Source organism: Enterococcus sp. E5-162 (genome assembly GCF_035725965.1).
GTDB lineage: Bacteria > Bacillota > Bacilli > Lactobacillales > Enterococcaceae > Enterococcus_B > Enterococcus_B lactis.
Genome location: NZ_JAPRFV010000004.1, coordinates 26,095 through 45,673, shown reverse-complemented (window position 1 = coordinate 45,673; position 19,579 = coordinate 26,095). Strand labels below are relative to the sequence as shown.

General features: G+C 37.6%; 17 protein-coding genes. 14 read left to right on the top strand and 3 right to left on the bottom strand.

Translation table 11 applies throughout. The features are described from left to right. Positions 1–11: 11 nt before the first annotated feature. Positions 12–566 carry a hypothetical protein gene (locus OZZ83_RS05225; protein WP_002320202.1) on the top strand — a complete coding sequence of 185 codons (555 nt, stop codon included), beginning with the start codon at positions 12–14 and terminating at the stop codon, positions 564–566. A 249-nt stretch (positions 567–815) separates the two neighbouring features. Here the strand turns inward: OZZ83_RS05225 and OZZ83_RS05220 are convergent, their stop codons facing one another. Beyond that, entirely contained in the window at positions 816–1,040 is a 225-nt protein-coding gene (locus OZZ83_RS05220; RefSeq protein ID WP_002310155.1) for a hypothetical protein, read from the bottom strand. Positions 1,041–1,233: 193 nt separating this feature from the next. Here OZZ83_RS05220 and OZZ83_RS05215 point away from each other — a divergent pair, with 193 nt between their 5' ends. From OZZ83_RS05215 to OZZ83_RS05185, 7 genes are all read left to right on the top strand, one after another. Continuing rightward, positions 1,234–4,011: a sigma 54-interacting transcriptional regulator gene (locus tag OZZ83_RS05215; protein ID WP_002316780.1), complete on the top strand. Its 2,778-nt coding sequence runs from the start codon at positions 1,234–1,236 to the stop codon at positions 4,009–4,011. 80 nt (positions 4,012–4,091) lie between these two features. After that, positions 4,092–4,511: a PTS sugar transporter subunit IIA gene (locus OZZ83_RS05210; RefSeq protein WP_002291050.1), complete on the top strand. Its 420-nt coding sequence runs from the start codon at positions 4,092–4,094 to the stop codon at positions 4,509–4,511. An 11-nt stretch (positions 4,512–4,522) separates the two neighbouring features. Further along, entirely contained in the window at positions 4,523–4,993 is a 471-nt protein-coding gene (locus tag OZZ83_RS05205) for a PTS sugar transporter subunit IIB (RefSeq protein WP_002287114.1), read from the top strand. Between the two features lie 16 nt (positions 4,994–5,009). After that, the gene (locus OZZ83_RS05200; protein ID WP_002291049.1) at positions 5,010–5,789 is read left to right on the top strand and encodes a PTS mannose/fructose/sorbose/N-acetylgalactosamine transporter subunit IIC; all 780 of its coding nucleotides are present in this window, start codon (positions 5,010–5,012) and stop codon (positions 5,787–5,789) included. Then, positions 5,776–6,597, top strand: a complete 822-nt coding sequence (locus tag OZZ83_RS05195; protein WP_002291048.1) for a PTS system mannose/fructose/sorbose family transporter subunit IID — start codon at positions 5,776–5,778, stop codon at positions 6,595–6,597. Before OZZ83_RS05200 ends, OZZ83_RS05195 begins: the two co-directional genes overlap by 14 nt. A 16-nt stretch (positions 6,598–6,613) precedes the next feature. Beyond that, on the top strand, positions 6,614–7,663 hold the full coding sequence (locus tag OZZ83_RS05190) for an SIS domain-containing protein (protein ID WP_002310157.1): 1,050 nt from the start codon (positions 6,614–6,616) through the stop codon (positions 7,661–7,663). Positions 7,664–7,675: 12 nt separating this feature from the next. After that, positions 7,676–8,680 carry an SIS domain-containing protein gene (locus OZZ83_RS05185; RefSeq protein ID WP_002310158.1) on the top strand — a complete coding sequence of 335 codons (1,005 nt, stop codon included), beginning with the start codon at positions 7,676–7,678 and terminating at the stop codon, positions 8,678–8,680. A gap of 63 nt (positions 8,681–8,743) precedes the next feature. On the opposite strand, the gene OZZ83_RS05180 is transcribed toward OZZ83_RS05185, so the two are convergent. Together OZZ83_RS05180 and OZZ83_RS05175 are read right to left on the bottom strand one after the other, a co-directional pair. Further along, complete coding sequence (locus OZZ83_RS05180; RefSeq protein WP_002335193.1) at positions 8,744–9,388, bottom strand: lytic polysaccharide monooxygenase auxiliary activity family 9 protein; 645 nt, start codon at positions 9,386–9,388, stop codon at positions 8,744–8,746. 131 nt (positions 9,389–9,519) lie between these two features. Further along, on the bottom strand, positions 9,520–10,404 hold the full coding sequence (locus tag OZZ83_RS05175) for an Rgg family transcriptional regulator (protein WP_002310160.1): 885 nt from the start codon (positions 10,402–10,404) through the stop codon (positions 9,520–9,522). Positions 10,405–10,610: 206 nt separating this feature from the next. Here OZZ83_RS05175 and OZZ83_RS05170 point away from each other — a divergent pair, with 206 nt between their 5' ends. The 6 genes from OZZ83_RS05170 to yfcC all read left to right on the top strand — a co-directional run bounded on the left by OZZ83_RS05170 (position 10,611) and on the right by yfcC (position 19,434). Next, entirely contained in the window at positions 10,611–12,362 is a 1,752-nt protein-coding gene (locus tag OZZ83_RS05170; RefSeq protein WP_325066018.1) for a fibronectin type III domain-containing protein, read from the top strand. Between the two features lie 717 nt (positions 12,363–13,079). Further along, complete coding sequence (locus tag OZZ83_RS05165) at positions 13,080–14,099, top strand: NAD(P)H-dependent glycerol-3-phosphate dehydrogenase (protein ID WP_002291040.1); 1,020 nt, start codon at positions 13,080–13,082, stop codon at positions 14,097–14,099. A gap of 42 nt (positions 14,100–14,141) precedes the next feature. After that, on the top strand, positions 14,142–15,023 hold the full coding sequence (galU, locus tag OZZ83_RS05160; protein ID WP_002310162.1) for a UTP--glucose-1-phosphate uridylyltransferase GalU: 882 nt from the start codon (positions 14,142–14,144) through the stop codon (positions 15,021–15,023). A 300-nt stretch (positions 15,024–15,323) separates the two neighbouring features. After that, positions 15,324–15,701, top strand: a complete 378-nt coding sequence (locus tag OZZ83_RS05155) for a hypothetical protein (protein ID WP_002291036.1) — start codon at positions 15,324–15,326, stop codon at positions 15,699–15,701. A gap of 604 nt (positions 15,702–16,305) precedes the next feature. Next, complete coding sequence (locus OZZ83_RS05150; protein ID WP_104835914.1) at positions 16,306–16,920, top strand: SIS domain-containing protein; 615 nt, start codon at positions 16,306–16,308, stop codon at positions 16,918–16,920. Positions 16,921–17,694: 774 nt separating this feature from the next. After that, positions 17,695–19,434: a putative basic amino acid antiporter YfcC gene (yfcC, locus tag OZZ83_RS05145; RefSeq protein ID WP_002291032.1), complete on the top strand. Its 1,740-nt coding sequence runs from the start codon at positions 17,695–17,697 to the stop codon at positions 19,432–19,434. The last annotated feature ends 145 nt before the right edge of the window (positions 19,435–19,579 follow it).

Below are 19,579 nucleotides of genomic sequence, written 5' to 3'. Positions count from 1 at the left end.
TCGGACAGCCTGTGTTTGCTGTAGAAGTGGATGCATCAGTGATCGACATATCAAATGAAAAGAAAGAGATAAACATAAGTCCCGTACTCACTTTTGATGAAATGGTGCGAGAAGTAGCAAAAGAAAACGGCATCCCTATTATCCAAGCACAACAAGAGCTTGGATTCACAGATGAAAGTGCAAGACAAGCACGTACAGCAAGAGCAACATACAGAACATTATCGCAATCTTTCACAGTCAATGCTAGTTATAGACCCACGATGCGCTTTTATTGCGAGACCAGTGAAAGTGGAAATTTTAGGGCTATCAAAAGAATCCTACGAGTTGAAATGATCCGCGGATATAATGGTTTGTCGAAACAATTTGGTGGAACTGTTTATGTTCATTTAGAAGATGCTAACCGTATTTTTTACATTGTAAATGGCGACTTCTTCAATAATGGTTCAACAACTTGGAATGCAGGGGTGAACATCGGAGTAGGAAGAAACGCTTCTATTAAGTTTGGTGTAACGAATACAACCTCTCATTATCAATATCGCTATGTAGAAAGCCGTTTGCGATTTTGATATCAAAACAGCACACGAAAAAGAAAACAAGGCAGGAACAGTGATGTTTCTACCTTGTTTTCTTAATCAATGGGAAAAAACTAAGAGTGGTGTACGTAATCAATAAAAAGGATGGTGACAACAGTACCTCTTTACTCTCTGAAAGCATCATAACTCGTTTTTCCTCGTTACGCCAATAAATTGTTGTTATACCAGATATAAGGATTTGTAATAACAAAAAGCAGACAGAAAAATTGAGAGCTGTGCCTCCTATTTTGTGTGGAAGGATTTATAGAGCGCAAAAATCAAGATAAAGATAAATAAAAATCCTGTTTCGGCTATATATTGCGTATCTACATCGATAAAACGGGTTTGTTCTGTCATAGCCATATAAAGCAAAGGTAAAAACACAACCACAGCGAGATAAGATCCGATGATTTCGCGAAAAGTTTTCCAAGAAGTATACTTCCTCTTTTTAGATTTATCCGATTTCATTGAATAGTCATAGCCTCCTTGTTCTTTCTTTATTGTTTGGAAATTCCAGTATAAAAACCGGAAGGAACTGTTCGTTTTTAGAATAAAAATTATAAGGGATAAGTAAGCTGCTGTCTATAACAAGACATATTTTTCAACTCTTTATTAAAGATTTTATTGACAAAATGAATCCGTTTTCTATGATGGAGTAGGGGTGAATAAGTTGTTAAAAAACGAAATTTTATGCTACTTAGAGAACCAGACAGCCTTTTTCGATCTCAACCATATGAACGAGGTCTTTACAGCACAAAGATTGGCTGAACATTTTGGGGTAAAAAGAAACACAGTCAGTCATTATTTGAACCAGTTGAACGAGGAGAAACTACTAGTCAAAATCAATTCTCGTCCAGTGGTTTATTTCCACAAAGAAGCTTTTGAAAAACAATTTTTTCAGTTACGTACGAATTTTTATTTTTCTATCAATGATCTTAAAGAAGAACAGCCTTTTTTCGCACAACCAAAAGATTTATTCTCTTTTATGATCGGACACGACGCCAGTTTGAAAGAAAGTATCGAACAAATCAAAACAGCTCTTTACTATCCAGATGGCGGACTGCCACTTTTGATCACAGGCGAAAGCGGCACAGGTAAAAGTTATTTAGTCCATTTAGTCTATCAGTATTGTCTACTTCATGATTTACTAGAGGACTCTGCACCATTCATCACTTTCAATTGTGCACAATATGCAGATAATCCTGAACTGTTGACTAGCAATTTGTTTGGACATGTCAAAGGAGCTTACACTGGAGCAGAAGAAAATAAAAAAGGGGCTTTCGAAGCAGCAGATGGTGGAATCTTGTTTTTAGACGAGGTACATCGCTTAACACCAGAAGGGCAGGAAAAACTATTCACCTATCTTGATCAAGGTGTGATTTATCGTATGGGAGAACCTAATGTGTCACGGCGGATCAAAACACGTCTTTTTTTTGCCACAACAGAGGAGACCACTAGTCATTTCTTAACCACTTTCATTCGAAGAATACCTATCCGAATCGAACTACCTGCACTCAATCAGCGTAGTCGAAATGAACGGCTAGAACTGGTTTACTCTTTTTTTATCGAGGAACAAAGAAAAATGGGGAGCCCTTTGTCAGTCAGTGGCCCAGTTTTGTCACTTCTAGCAGGTCAAAACTTATCTGGAAACATAGGAGAGCTGAAAAATATTGTCAAAGTTTCAGCGGCAAAAGCGTATGCTGAACAACGTGAACAGTCGGAGATCCATGTCACCATCCATCATTTGCAAAAAGAACTACTCGCTGAGCCCATTACCAAAAATACAGCACAGCAAGGAATCTATATCACGCAAGACCAGACCTTAGAACAATTGATGGAAAAGCAACAACCAGAACAGCAACGAATCGTTAAAAGTTTTGAGCAGATCCTGCTTGATTTCAAAAAAAATGAGTGTCTTCTATATTCTTGCGAAGGAAAACTAAAACAAGAAGTGATCCAATTATTTGATTTTTTGCTGTTTGAGACCAGTAGACAAGAAAAACACGAGCTGTTGGTTTATTGGACTCAATCTATCCGTGAGACCTTTCGACAAATGGAGTCTGCCTATCAAATCAAGTTCGATGGAAACAGTGTCTATGCCTTGAGTTACTATCTTTATCAGCGAAGCACTGTCAAATGGTTACCGGAAGAACATGCGATTATCCAACTAATCAAAGAATTAGAAAAACAGGTTTCTCAATCTTATCCATCTAGCTATCATTATGTCCAGCGAATCTTGGAACTGAGTAAGATTAAATTAGATATTGAAGTCACTAGTATGGATCGGATTTTACTGACGATCTATCTAAAAAAAGCAAAATGGTCAAAAGAAAAACGACTGCCAAAAGCAATGATTGCTGCGCACGGTTATGCAACTGCTAGCAGTATGGCAAATGTGGTCAATCGTTTATTACAAGAAGATCTATTTGAATCATTTGATATGCCGCTAGATGTCACTCCACAGCAGATTGCTTCAGAAATTGTGGATTATTGCGAAAACAGCGATGTTTCAAATGGATTGATCATATTAGTAGATATGGGATCTCTGAAAGAAATCCATCAGTTTTTTAAAAAACAACTATCTGTACCACTTTTGATTTTAAATAATGTGACGACACCTTTAGCCATCACAGTAGGGGAATGCTTGCAAAAAAATGCAGCATTAGAAGAAATAGCAGAAGAGGCTGTTCGTCAAACCAAACCAGAATGGCGGCTCCTCTATCCACAAGAAAATAAACCCAAAGCACTCATTACTACCTGCTTCACTGGAATCGGCACGGCGGCTCACCTAAGTGCACTGCTAGAGAAAAGCTTGCCTACGACTTGTCAGTTGAAAATCATCCCATATGAATATCAGCGATTAAAAGATAAGAAAAACAGGGACCCACTGTTTTCCATATACGAAATCGTAGGGATCATAGGTACCGCAGATCCTGCTATCACCGATATCGACTATCTTTCATTAGAAGACCTCATCTCAGGAGAGAAGATGTCTGTACTGGCAGAATGGTTGGATTCTGCTATGAATGTTTCAGATAAGGAAACATTCAACCAGAACATCATTCGCAATTTTTCATTGGAGAAAGTACTGGACTCTGTGACTATTCTAGATACAGAAAAGGTGATGGAGGAAATCGATCATTTTATGCGAGAATTAGAGGTGCAGTTGAATCGAAGAATCAGTAATCCCAAAAAACTAGCGTTATATGTCCATGTGAGTTGTCTAATCGAACGTTTGATTCGACAAATGCCAATTGAAACCTATCAAGGATTAGAGAAATGGGAACAGTGTCAAAAAGAAGAGATATTTGCCATTAAATCTGCATTTAGTGTCATTGAAGAGCATTATAGTGTCATGATCCCTCGTTCTGAGATTGCCTATATCTGTGATATTTTGAGTGAAAGTACAGAGTTACTCTCGATAGAAGAAGAATTTTGAACATAAGCAAGTTGTGGCCACTAACTTTGGCACACAACTTGCTTTTTTAGTATGTGTAAGTAAAAAGAGGAGATGAAAAAGTGGACAGAGAAATTATCTTAGCTTCCCATGGTAAATTTGCTTCAGGGATACTAGATTCATTAGAGCTAATCTATGGGAAAAATCATTCTATTACTGCATTGGACTGCTATACTGATGAGAATTTTGATTTAACGGAATCAGTAAGTCAGCTGTTTATGAGGTACAAAGATAAAGAAATCATTGTTCTGACGGATCTTTTTGGCGGAAGTGTCAACAATGAATTCTTACAATATATCAATCAGGATCATGTCTATCTTGTTGCCGGATTGAATTTGCCACTCTTGATTGAGCTAGTATCTCGGTTGGACGCTGAAGTACAGACAACTGTTTTGATCCAGCAGGTGCTAACTGATTCAAAAAAAATGATCCAGTTTTGTAACGAACGGATCAATCAGGAAATAGAAGAAGATGAATTTTAGGAGGAAGAAGAATGATTGTATTGACAAGAGTTGACCATCGGTTATTACACGGACAAGTAGCTTTTTCTTGGACACAAACAATAGGTGCAGATTGTATTTTGATTGCGAATGATGATGTGCCTACTAATGAGATACGAAAGACAACGATCAAATTAGCCAAGCCGCAAGGAGTCAAACTAGTAATCAAATCCATTGATGACTCGATTGCCGCATTGAAAAGCGGGGTGACAGATAAATATAAGCTATTCATCGTAGTGGAATCAATCGAGGACGCATATAAGCTGGCAGAAGCGTATCCAGAAATCAAAACCATCAACTTAGGAGGAATCAAGGCGAAACCTGGTACTCGCAGTATTGGAAAAGCGGTGAATATTTTACCAGAAGAGGAGGAACGATTGAAAAGATTGATTGACAAACAAATAGAAGTGGAGATCCGTCAAGTACCGGCAGATAAAAAAGTGGACGTAAGGGAAGTTTTGTAAGAAAGGAAGAAACTCAATGATTGTACAAGCAGTCTTATTAGGAATCGTTGCATTTATCGCACAATCAGAATATGCATTAGGGACATCACTGCTTTCTCGTCCAATTGTGACGGGACTGTTTACAGGAATCGTGTTGGGTGATGTAAAAACTGGGATCATCATGGGCGCCACTTTGGAGTTAGCATTTATCGGATCATTCTCAGTAGGTGCTTCGATCCCCCCTGATGTGGTGACCGGAGGAATTTTAGGCACGGCTTTTGCTATCACAGCTGGAGCTGGTACGGAAACGGCACTTTTACTAGGTTTACCAATTGCTACGTTGACATTGATATTGAAAAATATTTACTTAGGTCTTTTGATTCCAATTATGAACCATAAAGCGGACAGTTATGCAGAAGAAGGAAACTATAAAGGAGTCGAGCATATGCACTTGCTTGCCGGGTTCGGTCTTTCCTTGATGCTTGGTGTTGTAGTAATGGTTTCGTATATGGTGGGAAGCAATACGATCGGGAATCTACTCAATAAGATTCCTGACTTCGTTCAGAATGGCTTGTCAGTAGCTACAGGGTTGATTCCAGCTCTTGGTTTCGCGATGCTCGCTCGCTTGCTGATTAACAAACAAGTTGCACCATACTTTTTCTTAGGTTTCGCTATAGCTTCTTACTTAAAGATTCCTGTGACCGGAGTAGCTATTTTTGGTGCAATTTTAGCCGTTGTGGTAGTCAATATCATGAATGTCCGTCAACTGCCACTTCAAACCACTGTAGGGGAGGTCGAAGAAGATGAAGAATTCTGAGAGTAAAAATAGCAAAATAACGAAAAAAGAACTGAATCATGTATTCTGGCGTTCTTTTCAAATGGAGTTTTCTTGGAACTATGAACGACAGATGAATATGGCTTATGTTTACGCAATGATTCCGATTTTGAAAAAGTTATATCAGTCGAAAGAAGAAATGGCAGCAGCTTTGAAACGGCATCTAGAGTTTTTCAACACGACCCCACATATCGTTACATTGATTTTAGGGATCACGGCTGCAATGGAGGAAGAAAATAAGGATGATCCTGAATTTGATGTGACCGCGATCGACAGTATCAAAACATCTTTGATGGGACCCCTTGCAGGGTTAGGGGATTCTTTCTTTTGGGGAACTTTGCGATTGATTGCCACAGGTGTGGGCACCTCTTTAGCCATGCAAGGAAATATTTTAGGACCTATCTTGTTCATTTTGATTTTCAATATTCCGCACATTCTGTTCCGCTATCTAGCAACAGGTTGGGGTTATCGCTTAGGAACGGGTTTTTTGAAAAAGATTCAGGCAAACGGGATGATGGAAAGTTTGACATTAGGCGCGTCTATCATTGGGTTGATGGTCGTCGGAGCAATGACTGCCACGATGATTACCATCAATATTCCTTTAAAAATCGGTTCAGGAGAAAATGCTGTGACTGTTCAAAGTATTTTTGATGATATTGTCCCAAATATCTTATGTCTGGGTGCATTTGGTGTAGTGTTTTATCTATTGAAAAAAGAAGTAAAACCATTAACGATTTTGATCGGACTAGCTTTCTTTGGGATTTTTGGTTCGTGGATAGGGATTTTTTAGAAAAGGAGCAGAGAAAATGGTTACGATGCAAGATTATATTTATGAAGAAAAGGAAGTACTAAGTACGATCTTGAAAAAGAATGATTTTTCGACAAGAAAACAAATGAAAAAAACAACGAATCTGCTGATGCTAGCAACGGGTTCTTCTTACAACGCTTGTTTAGCAGCGAAGCCGGCATTGGAATCTTATGGCGAGCTAACTGTCGATATTCAAGAACCTTTTCATTTTGCTCATTATGGAAAACTTTCTCCATCAATCGATACTGTGATTGCTGTGTCACAAAGTGGGAAAAGTGCTTCTACTGTTGAAGCAGTAAAAATGATCCAAAAACAAGAAATACCGATTATTGCTGTCACAAATGACGTACAAAGTCCACTTGCTTTAGAAGCTACACAGATTATTGATTTAGGTGCTGGGATAGAAACAGTTGGCTTCGTTACAAAAGGCTATTCTGCTACTGTCTTACAGTTACTACTCTTAGGGCTAGGAATTGGGATAAGTAAAAATAATATCAGCAAAGAAATAGAACAAAACTACATGCAACAGTTACACAAAATAATCAATCATTTACCAGTGATTATTCAAAAAACGGAAGAATTTTTTGATGAACATCAAAGTTTGTTTCGTTTAACACAACGCTTCATCACTATTGGTTATGGTCCAAACTGGGGAACAGCGAAAGAAGCAGAAACGAAATTGACGGAAACAATCCGTGTTCCGTCACAAGGATTTGAGTTAGAAGCTTACATGCATGGCCCATATCTAGAGGCTGATGCTTCCCATTTGTTGTTCTTTATTGAAGGTGACAATGAAAATAAGGAACGTTCACAAAAGTTGCGGAGATATATGAGTCAGTATGTTGGAGAGACTCTCACAATTACCACAAAAAAAGCAAGAGACGAAAAAACACTTGGATTAGCAATAGAATGTAATGAATATCTGTCTATATTAGCACTTGTCGTTCCATTTCAACTATTCGCTTATAAAATCGCAGCAGCTAAAGGAATCGACTTGAACAAAAAAATCTTTGAAGACTTTGATACAGTCTTGAAAAGTAAATTATAAGAGGTGGAAATCATGTTGAAATTCAATGAAGAAGAACAAATCAAAGCAATAAAAGGGGCACTAGCTTTACGTCCGCAAGTAGAAAAAATCATCGATAAACTTTATACGAAAAAATTCGATGCTGTCTATTATTTAGGAATCGGTGGAACGTATGCTTCTTCGATGCAAGCTGTCACTTATATGAATGGGAAAAGCAACTTGCCTGTCTTTGTACAGCATGCTGCAGAATATTACACTACTGGGAACAAAAGATTAACAAAAGATTCTATCGTTGTCGTGTCCTCTGTTACTGGGACAACCCAAGAAGTAGTGAAAGCAGTAGAAGAAATCAAGAAAGTAGGAGCGACACTGATTGGATTTATCGATAAAGCGGAGAGTAAGTTGTCTCAACTATGCGATTTTGTGGTTACTTATCCAGCTCCCGGAACAGAACAAATCAAATTTTTTATGGTAGCAGATCGATTGATGTATTTGCATGGGGAATTCGAAGATTACTCAGAGTACTATGAACAGCTCGAACATTATTTGCCAACAGGGTTAGTTGAAGCAGAGAAAAAAGCAGATGCATTTGGCTTATCATTTGCAGAAAAGCATCGACGTGATAGCATGCATTATTTTATCGGAGCAGGGAATCAATGGGGAGCTGTTTATTCATATGCCATGTGTTATTGGGAAGAACAAAGCTGGCTCCCATCGAAATCTATCCATGCTGCCGAGTTTCTTCACGGGACGTTAGAGATCGTTGAAGAAACGACCCCTGTCACTTTATTTTTAGGCGAAGATGAACAGAGAGTGTTATCTGAACGTGTAGCTAAACTTTTGCCAAAAATTTGTAGTAATTATACATTGATAGATACAAAAGACTATCCAGTAGAAGGTATCAGCGAAAAATATCGCGGACGTGTGTTGTCTTTCTTATTGATGCATGCAGTGACACAGCGTATCGATGCACATGTCGAACAGATGAATTGTCATCCATTAGAGATACGCCGCTACTATCGTCAGTTTGATTATTAGGATCGATTGGATGAAAAGAATATAAAAAATAAAGAGAGCAGCGACAACTGCTCCCTTTATTTTTTAGTTGTTTTCCAAGTCAGTTAATGCATTACGATTTTGAACATTGACATCGATCACATTATAAAATGCGTTATCTGTGTCAGCTACATCCCAAACTGCTAAAATGACATGATACCCCAGACGATTGCTAGGAATATTGATTGTATGAGTCGGATTAGTATTAGACATATTGCCACGATTATTTACTTCACCAATGAATTCCAGGTCATTTCTATTCAATGGGGCATTTGGATTCCAACCATTTTTAGTCATGTAATAGTGCCATTTCGTCGTTGCGTGGTCAGCTGTGAAATGCCAAGTGAATCGGTTTGCCCCAGTAGTTAAGTTGTTTTTTGTCCATAACGTAGCTGTTTGTTTATCCAAAACAAAGTCACCTACTGCACCATTAGCAGAAGCAATCCGACCATTTGCAGGTCCAGCCGAAGGGAATCCTTTTGGTGCTTCTAAAGATTGGGGTTCGTTGATGATACGACCATACTTTTCAAAAGCACTTTGCCAATTATTCCTACTATCTAGAGCACCTTGATAGCCACGGCTGATAGGTTGTGAAACATAGCCATGAGCCGAGACATCTACAGAAGACAAAGCGGCGATTCCTGTTGTAGCAAGTAACATTCCTAATCCCAATAAAGTACTTTTTTTCATTTGATGATTCCTCCAGTTAGATAAAATATTTTAAGAAAGGGTTTCCTTTTCATAAGATAGTATAAAATGTATTATCTGAATGTTATTTTTTTGTATGGTATTGCAACAAAAATAAAAAACTAGAAGAATGACTATTGATAAATAGCCTTATCATTTTTATGTATAGTTTTTTTCAAAAGAGAATCTCTCAATTCAATAATCTCTTCTTTCACTTCCTCTAGTCCTAGCCATTCAAAGAAATGGATTGCTTCGTCAATTTCTTCTAGTGCTCGTTCATTGCCATCTGCTAATAGAGCTAAAGCAGTGAATGCTTTGTAACGGGCTAAGTCTAACGTATGTTTATAACGGTCACTTACTTTTTTCCATTCTCCTAAAAATAGTTTTCTAAGAAAAACAGAAGAACGATGAAAAGATAGATGTATCCCGTTCAAAAGAAAATTTGATAATAATTCGGAATAATGAGCAGTATCGACGTATGCTTTCATTTTTGTGACACTACGCTGAAAAGAATGATAAATATACTCGTCATCGAATATAAATAAACAATTGGAAAAAATAGAAAGTTCATAGTGTCCCCATGTATCGATACCTTCCAAGTACTTTTTGATAATAGAAACTTCTGTCAAAGTTTCCGAACGAGTGAGTTTTCGGTTTCCCAAATATTGATCAATTAGTATACGTTGCGTATATAGCAGGCGATAATAAATATTCCCAGTTTTTTTATATTCTTTTAGTAGTTCATTCTCTTGCTCTTTTGTTAAATATTTTGTTGTGATCAGGTAATTAGAAAGTTTTTGTTTACCTGTAAGAGTATTGTTGTTCAGCAAAAATTGATATTCTTCAAGTGTGACATTCATCCGTTCAAGGTAATCCACTAACAATTCAAAACTGATTTTTGTTCCTCTAGATTCAAAAGCAGCTAATGTCCCTCGCTGAGAAAGCCCCTCTGTTAATTGAGCTTGTGTCAGTCCACGTTCTTTTCTTAGTTTTCGAATTAAAGAAGCATGTTTTATCATGTAAGTTACCTCCATACGTTTTTTATGAATATAAGATAACACAAGGCTGTTATCTAAGGACGAAAATGTCAATTATGCACTATTTTTGATAAAAAGTGCTCATTCTTTAAAAGCAATTTTTATTTATGTTGTAATAACATACAAAAAATGAAAAACAGTCGTTGTTAAAATAAACTATAGTTATCAAATATTAGGAGGTATGATGAATGAAAAAAATTTTTTGGCTGTCATTGGCAGCAATCGGCTGTTTCGCTGGAGGTGGACAAACTATATATGCTGCACAAGATTCTGCGGCATTGATGCCGGATATCTCAGAAAAGCAAATTGCTGTTGGTTATTATCATAATTGGGTACCAGAGCAAGGTGCGGGATATAGAGGTGGGAAACCAGCAGAGACAGACTTAGGAAAGATCAATCCGTTTTATAATGTCATCGCAGTATCTTTTATGAAAGGCGAAGGGATTCCTACATTTGAGCCATTTAATATGAGTGATGAAGAATTCAGAAGCAAAGTGGCTGCCCTGAATGAAGAAGGACGCTCAGTTATCATTTCTCTAGGCGGAGCGGATTCCCATATCGAATTGTATCGAGGGCAAGAACAAGCATTTGCAGATGAAGTGATTCGATTGGTAGAAACCTATGGATTTGATGGGTTAGACATTGATTTAGAACAAAGCGCCATTACGGCAGGTGATAACCAGCAAGTGATTCCAGAAGCGTTGAAAATCGTGCGAGATCATTATAAAAAGCAAGGAAAACACTTTATTATTTCTATGGCACCTGAATTCCCTTATTTGAGAACAGCGGGAGGCTATGTCCCATATATCACTGCATTAGAAAATGAGTACGATTTTATTGCACCACAACTATATAATCAGGCGGGCGACGGATTAAGCGTGGGCGACGAATGGATTGCTCAGAACAATGACAGTCGAAAATATGATTTCTTATATGGTATGTCAAAAGCCTTGCATAACGGAGAGAGTGGATACATTCGGATACCAGCAGATCGTCTGGCTTTGGGGATTCCAGCAAATAACGATGCGGCAGCCAACGGTTATGTGCAAGATCCATCCGTTGTCTATCAAGTATTCGAACAAATGGAAAAAGAACGTACACCTTTAAAAGGTTTGATGACTTGGAGCGTGAACTGGGACGAAGGGGTAAACTCAGCTGGTATTTCTTATAATGAATCATTTGCGAAAGCTTATCAAAATCTATTTAAGGAACAAGAACCAGATACAGAGAAACCTTCTAAACCGGCCAATCTTCGAGGAACAGCAACAAGTACGACGGTCACATTGTCTTGGACTGAATCAACAGATAACGTCCGTGTGTCACATTATAATATTTATGAAAACAATCGATTAGTAGGAACAAGCAACACTACGAATTATATACATACAGGTTTACAACCAGAAACGACTTATTCTTATACGATTGAAGCTGTCGATACATCAGGAAATATTTCTGCACGTTCTGATGATTTGAACATTCGCGCTCAAGAAGCAGCAGTTTTACCAGCACCTTCTATACCAAACGGGTTGAGCATCAATCATGTGACACAATCAACAGTTCGTTTGGTATGGCAAGAAAACAGCTTATTGGAAGAAGTACTTTATTATGAAATATACAGAGATGGCAAGAAGATCGCTACCTCACAAACCGCTGTATTTGAAGATCAAAATTTGACAGCTTCTACTGCGTATCGCTATCAAGTTCGTGCAGTCAATCAGACAGGCGCTTCTTTACTAAGCCAGTCTGTCACGGCAAGAACCCTAGACGAGAACGGCCAAGGAAATTCTTGGACAGTCGGTACTTTTTATCAAGTAGGAGACATAGTCACATATAATGGTATTCAATATCGTTGCGTGCAAGCGCATATTGCAGCCGCACATTGGGCACCAGATACGGCCTTCTCTTTATGGCAAAAAAATAAGTTGATGATGAGGTCGTGATAGAGGCTACTTCTGTAACACCGTTTATATCAAGCAGTTGTGGAATCAGTATTTTGACCTAAATATTACAGAAACAAAACGGCAAAATAGTTTTTCATATTTTGCCGTTTTTTAATCTAATATCGAGGGTGAGCTGATTGAACACTGTGTATCAAGAAACGATAAGCCTGATGTATAACTGCATGTCACATCATTTACTCGGAATAAGGAGGATACGACTGTTATCAAAATTTCTACCATGTGTTGACTTAAACAAAGAGCGTGAGACAAAAGTGTTCTTTACTTTTGTCTCACGCTCTAAACACGTATAACCGGCGGAAGCAGAAGCAACTCCTTCGGAAATAAGCTGAAATTCACAAAAATTTGAAAAGTAATTTTCGTGAATTCCTTCTTATTTCTTAGAGTTAAACGCTTCTGTCCCAGCCTCTTCTTGTATGTAGCTTCAATTAAGGGTTGTTAGGAGAAACTTCCCAGCCTCCCAATGGTAATGGTAATGGAAACATAGTCAAACCTCCTTTCTCTTAGTGACAAATAAAGTATAACAAGTGTAAAAAGAAAAAAATTAAAATGTACGCTATTGCAACATTAAATAGATTATTTTAAGTGAAAGTCGATAAAAGAATTAAACAAACACTTAAAAACAATGGAAATTAGTCCAAACTTTAAGAAATGTATACTATAATGGAAATTATCAATTATTTATTTGGAGGAATATCCATGAAACAAAAAATCGCAGTTCTTGGTCCTGGATCATGGGGCACTGCTTTAGCACAGACATTGGCAGAAAACGGGCATGATGTCCGTATTTGGGGAAATGTACCTGAACAGATTGACGAAATCAATACGTATCATACAAACCAACATTTTTTACCTGATTTGACGATTCCAGAATCGATTATCGGATATAAAGAATTGGCAGAAGCAGTGGATGACGCAGATGCTATTTTGTTTGTCGTTCCGACAAAAGCGATCCGTTCAGTCGCTCAGGAACTTATTGGTAAAATGAATACTAAGCCCGTCATTATCCATGCAAGTAAAGGCCTAGAACAAGATACGCATAAACGAATCTCAGAAGTTTTGGCTGAAGAAATTCCAGAAGAAAAACGACAGGCAATCGTCGTATTATCTGGCCCTAGTCATGCGGAAGAAGTAGCAGTTCATGATATCACAACGATTACAGCTGCAAGTATTGATCAAAAAGCAGCTGCTTATGTACAAGAATTATTCATGAATGATTATTTCAGGATTTATACAAATAATGATGTGATTGGTGTAGAAACTGGCGCAGCATTAAAAAATATCATTGCTATTGGTGCCGGTGCTATCCATGGGCTAGGGTTCGGAGACGATGCAAAAGCGGCAATCATGACTCGCGGATTAGCAGAAATTAGTCGTCTTGGTGTAGCAATGGGTGCCAATCCGCTGACGTTTATCGGTTTGAGCGGCGTTGGGGATTTGATTGTTACTTGTACAAGTGTTCATTCCCGTAATTGGCGTGCCGGTAACTTACTAGGACAAGGGCATAAACTGGAAGAAGTTTTGGAAAACATGGGAATGGTCGTTGAAGGTGTGGCAACGACAAAAGCAGCAGTCGAGCTAGCACAACAGCTAGGTGTTGAGATGCCAATTACTCAAACCATCTATAATGTTTTGTATAATGGAGAAGATATTAAAAAAGCCGCAAAAGAAATCATGCTACGTGACGGAAAAATGGAGAATGAATTTTCTCTTCGTTAAATAGATGATTAACAGGTAATCGTCGTTTAGGAGGAACAGCAAGTGAAGGTCAAAAAAGCAGTTATTCCTGCCGCTGGGCTAGGTACACGTTTTTTGCCGGCAACAAAAGCCATGGCAAAAGAAATGCTTCCAATCGTGGATAAGCCAACGATCCAATTTATTGTGGAAGAAGCATTGAATTCGGGAATTGAAGATATCTTGATCGTAACGGGAAAAGAAAAGAGACCCATCGAAGATCATTTTGATGCAAATATCGAATTGGAAAACAATTTGCGAGAAAAGGAAAAAACAGAACTACTCGCTTTAGTTGAAGAAACGACTCATGTCAATCTTCACTTCATCCGTCAATCTCATCCAAGAGGACTGGGGGATGCCGTTCTTCAAGCAAAAGCATTCATAGGGAATGAACCATTTGTTGTCATGCTCGGGGATGATTTGATGAAAGATGATATCCCACTGACTCAACAATTGATGATGGATTATGAAGAAACACAATCTTCTGCTGTTGCCGTCATGCGTGTACCAGAAAATGAAACCTCTAAATATGGAATTATTGATCCTAAAACGGATAACGAAAAGGGACGTTGCAGAGTAAATGGTTTTGTAGAAAAACCTGAACTTGGAAAAGCACCAAGCAATTTAGCCATTATCGGACGTTATCTGCTGACTCCCAAAATATTTGAGATATTAGCAACTCAAGAACCAGGAGCAGGGAACGAGATACAACTAACGGATGCGCTCCAGACCCTTAACCAAACAGAAGCGGTCTATGCGAGAGAATTTAAAGGAAAAAGATATGATGTAGGCGATAAGCTAGGATATATGAAGACAAATATTGAATATGGACTTCATCATCCGGAAATCGGTGCATCGTTAAGCGCATATATTATCCAGTTGGGCAAAGAGCTAAGAACAGAAAATTAACTGGAAATAAGTGACCTGCTGAGAATAAAAATCAAATGGGTGTTAAAGCGGCAGCTTGTGCGTCATTTGCGCAACTGTCGTTTTTATTTTTTGACGTTAAGTGAATGAAGACGAGGAAAAATGAAAGATAAAAAAAGACTTTCGTGAATATATTTAGGAAATTTTCTGCTAATGGTTTAATTTTTTTTTAAGTTACATAAAAGAAAATGATTACATAAGAGAAATGAAAGCCAATCCAGAAGATTCATAGTAGAATAAAAAGGCGAATTTTTTTAATTATAAAAAAGGTGTGTGTCCACTATGGGAAAATTAGTCGCTGTTGCGCAGTCGCTACTTGATATACTCAAGTGGCTGATGGAAGGAAGTAACTGGGTATTTGTGTTACCGCTATTGCTCATTAGTCTATTTATCATGTTCAAAATGGTCAGAAAAAAAGAAAGATTCCTGATTTTTATCTGGTATGCAGCGTCTGTTGCAGTTGCTAGCTTGATGATTGAACTGGCGTTAGGTAGTTGGGAAGCTTGCATATTTGCCTTATTTTTTGCTGTATTGTATCTGATCATTTATATTCCTTATAGGAAAAGAAAGTCTCGGATCGGAAAAAAAGGTAGACATGCCGCTACTTTTTCTAGTACAGATTCTCCAGAACAAAGCAGAAGAGCGAGAAGAAGACGGTAATATTTAGTATGTATACGCAAAAAAAGATAAAAGAATGGATAAATTATTGAGTTGAGAGATTTATTTAATTGGTGAAAAAAAACTTTTTTACTTATTTAAAAGAATCTTTTCAAAAAGGAATGCTTGCTACATAGGGACAAGTCATTCCTTTTTTTATGTTATTTATTTGTAAAAAAATCATACCAATGTTTTTTTGTATTTTCGTACTTGCACTTGAATAAGAGATTACTTACAATGAGTTCAGATAGAAACAGCTGAATAAAAAAAGGCTCCCTGACCCTTAGTTGGCGCTAAGAATCAGGGAATGACCAGTCACACTCATACACCCTGACCGATCATTTTGCCATAGTCAATGCAGTGCATCGACCTTATTTATTGTACCTAATCTAAGGGGAAAATTCTACCCCTATGTAGAGATTTTCTATGGTCTGCACGTTGTTTTATTTGCTATGTCAAGGTATTGGGCGTATTCGTTCAATACCTTTTTTGCGTTTGAAACAGCAAAGACCGCATGTGTTACTGTTTATCTTCTGTTTTTTATGTAGTTCCTTAGATTAGGCAGCTGTTTCTATTCATGTCAAGTATAGCTAGGCGGGAGAGAAAAATGAGTTTATGTTATTTTGACTATTATTACCAATTGGAAGAGAAATTAAGGATAGAAGAGCCGTTGATGGTTCAAGCAGGAACTTGGATTGCGAAACAAATCAATCAAGGCGGCAGATTGCAGATATATGCTAGCCGCACACTAAGTGGTGTAGCATTTGAATTTTGGGATCAAACACCGGACCTTGTGCCAAGTATATTGATTGAGAACCCAGCCGGAGGTGTCTATGAAACGCTAGAAGGGGCAGGACAAGCGATTATTGATGAGCTTTCTGTCAAACCAGAAGACATTTTTCTTCTTCTTTCGAATGAAGGAAGAAATCCAGCAATCATTGAGTTGGCTCAATGGATCAAAGAAAATGGACATCCTTTGATCATTGTTACTGGGTTTGATTTGTCACGAAGCATCAAGTCCCAGCATAGCAGTGGTTTGAGATTATTTGAATTTGCTGATTTAGTTTTGGATAACCATGCCAATCTGCATGATGCAGTCTTGACTTTGCCGAATTTAGATCCAGCAATCTGTGGAACAGCCTCTCTTGCAACGATCTTTTTGCTTCAACAAGTTTTGTATTTTACAGCAAAACAGCTAGTTCAGGAAATAAGAGGAAAATAGTTTTCCACATAATGACCAAATTTTCTTTAAAAAAATGGTGTTCCACGTAAATATGGAGTGTTTGAAACAAAGAAAACGATTTTTAAAGAAGAGCAGTAATGATCATTTTTTATTTTTTTGTTATTTTAAGTTTGTTTAGCTCCAGAGGTCAGCCTTTTTTTTCGAAAGTGCGTTATTTTTATAAGTTGTTTCACAATGAGAAAAAAAGAGCTACAAAAATATGTAATGCTAGATAGACAAAAAAATAGCGGAAAAAGAGACAAGAAAGAATCCATTCGGATTCTTTCTTGTCTCTTAATACACGTTGATGAAAGAGTCTTCCCCAAAACTCTTTACAACGTAATTATAGTACATTTGTTATCATTATTGCAATGAAGTTTACCTGATATAACAAAATTGTCGAAGAATATTCCTTTTTCTAATAGAAAGAAAATATACAAAAAATGAAAGATATGAGATGGATATTTATTATTATTTTTTGTTTTTTTGCAATGAAATACAATTTATTCACGATTATAAAATGAAAAAATCAGGACGGGATTTCCGCTAATCTAAAAATAAAAAAAGAATTTTAAGGAAAAACAGAGAAATAAAATACTCAATATAAATGGAAAAAGAAAAAAATAGTCATACATATGAGAAAAAAAGCAAAATAGAAAAAAGTGATTTTCTAATAAATTATTCATGTGGAATTGACATTTTTACTGTATAATTCATTTGATTATCCATTTTTTATTCATCAAAATTACTGAGAAAAGAAAGGAAGAAATAAATTTGAAGAAAACAAATTCTTCAGGAAAACCGAAACGTGACTTCACTAAATTATCGACACCGCATACGTATGTCATTATTTTTGGTGTAGTCATCTTTGCATGGATACTGACTTTTGTCGTACCAGCAGGAAAGTTCAGCACGCAAGACATTGAATATAAAGATGCGAATGGCGAAACAAGTACTCGTACTGTTTTACGCCAAGATTCCTTCCGTTATGCTTACGAGCTGGATAAATCGTATGTATTTGATCAATTAGAAGAACTGCAAGACCATCCAGCAGAACGTGAAAAATTGGATGTTCCTGAAAAAGGATTGGAAAAAGTCATTGCTGACGGAGAAAAAAATCTTACGCAAGAAAAACTAGATGAAATTTCCTTAACAGATGATGTTCTTTATGATGAGTATGGCGAAAATATCTATGATACTTCTAAAAAATTGCATAAAACAGCCAAAATATGGGGAACAGACGATTTTGGTGGCTTTGGCTTCTTAAATTTTGTTTTTGAAGGTCTAGTATCTGGAGATAAATATGGATCTGCTGTAGGAATTGCTGCATTGATCCTTGTTGTCGGAGGTGCTTTTGGTATTATTATGCGTACCGGAGCGATTGATGCAGGAATCTATGCGTTTATCAGTAAAACGAAGGGACTGGAGCGTTTAGCTTTACCGCTATTATTCTTTGCTTTTTCATTCGGGGGCGCTACATTTGGGATGGCAGAAGAGGTAATTCCATTCTCAATGGTGATGGTTCCATTCGTCATTGCCTTAGGATATGACTCGATCGTAGCAGTAACCGTGACTTATGTCGCATCTCAAGTCGGAAATGCGACCTCTTGGATGAGTCCGTTTAGCGTAGCTGTGGCTCAAGGGATTGCTGGAATCCCAGTGTTGTCTGGTGCGACATTCCGATTGATTATGTGGGTAGTTGTTACTGCCTTAGCAGCTGGATATATGATGATATATGCAGAAAAAATCCGTAAAAAACCGGAAAGTTCGTTGACTTACAAATCAGATGATTATTTTCGTTCTCATATCAAAAAGACATCTGATGAAAATAAAAAATTCATGCTTGGCCATAAACTGATTTTAGTAGAGATGTTAGCTGTTCTTGTTTGGATCGTTTGGGGCGTGACTCAAAAAGGCTATTACATCCCCGAAATCGCTTCTCAATTCTTTGTGATGGGATTAGTTGCCGGAATCATTGCTGTTCTTTTCAAACTAGATGGAATGAAAGTCAATGACATCGCTTCTTCTTTCCAATCTGGTGCAGCTGATTTAGCTGGTACAGCAATCGTAGTAGGGATGGCCAAAGGAATCCTTCTCGTCTTAGGTGGATCCGATGCGTCTGTTCCTTCAGCTTTGAATACGATTTTGCATGGAATCGGGACGGCATTGACCGGTGTGCCAGCTGTCATTGGCGCTTGGGCGATGTACATCTTCCAAAGTTTGTTCAACTTAGTTGTTACATCAAATTCAGGACAAGCAGCTTTGACCATGCCGATTATGGCTCCATTGGCAGATTTAGTCGGTGTATCTAGACAAGTAGCAGTTCTTGCTTATCAGCTTGGTTCTGGTTTCATGGATGCTTTTACGCCCGTATCAGCTAGCTTGATTGGTGTGTTAGGTGTTGCTCGAATCGAATGGGCAAAATGGGCAAGGTTCCAAATCAAGATGCAAGGATTCCTGTTTGTTTTGGGAACTATTTTCATCATGATTGCTATTGCGATCGGTCTGCAGTAGTACTGGAGACATAAGTAAGTAAAAAAGTAATCCAAACAGTAGACAAATGACTCCAAGAACCGTCATTTTACGGTAAAATCAAAGGAGTAAAGATTCTATCGTTTGGATTATTTTTTAAGATCCTATCATCAGTTATACTTAAAGA

Excerpts from the sequence above, each read along its gene's own strand:
- OZZ83_RS05165 (WP_002291040.1), top strand. The coding sequence starts at position 13,080 with ATGAAACAAAAAATCGCAGTTCTTGGTCCTGGATCATGGGGCACTGCT.
- OZZ83_RS05220 (WP_002310155.1), bottom strand. The coding sequence starts at position 1,040 with ATGAAATCGGATAAATCTAAAAAGAGGAAGTATACTTCTTGGAAAACT.
- OZZ83_RS05155 (WP_002291036.1), top strand. The coding sequence starts at position 15,324 with ATGGGAAAATTAGTCGCTGTTGCGCAGTCGCTACTTGATATACTCAAG.
- OZZ83_RS05205 (WP_002287114.1), top strand. The coding sequence starts at position 4,523 with ATGATTGTATTGACAAGAGTTGACCATCGGTTATTACACGGACAAGTA.
- OZZ83_RS05190 (WP_002310157.1), top strand. The coding sequence starts at position 6,614 with ATGGTTACGATGCAAGATTATATTTATGAAGAAAAGGAAGTACTAAGT.
- OZZ83_RS05185 (WP_002310158.1), top strand. The coding sequence starts at position 7,676 with ATGTTGAAATTCAATGAAGAAGAACAAATCAAAGCAATAAAAGGGGCA.
- OZZ83_RS05150 (WP_104835914.1), top strand. The coding sequence starts at position 16,306 with ATGAGTTTATGTTATTTTGACTATTATTACCAATTGGAAGAGAAATTA.
- OZZ83_RS05195 (WP_002291048.1), top strand. The coding sequence starts at position 5,776 with ATGAAGAATTCTGAGAGTAAAAATAGCAAAATAACGAAAAAAGAACTG.
- OZZ83_RS05170 (WP_325066018.1), top strand. The coding sequence starts at position 10,611 with ATGAAAAAAATTTTTTGGCTGTCATTGGCAGCAATCGGCTGTTTCGCT.
- OZZ83_RS05180 (WP_002335193.1), bottom strand. The coding sequence starts at position 9,388 with ATGAAAAAAAGTACTTTATTGGGATTAGGAATGTTACTTGCTACAACA.
- OZZ83_RS05175 (WP_002310160.1), bottom strand. The coding sequence starts at position 10,404 with ATGATAAAACATGCTTCTTTAATTCGAAAACTAAGAAAAGAACGTGGA.
- OZZ83_RS05200 (WP_002291049.1), top strand. The coding sequence starts at position 5,010 with ATGATTGTACAAGCAGTCTTATTAGGAATCGTTGCATTTATCGCACAA.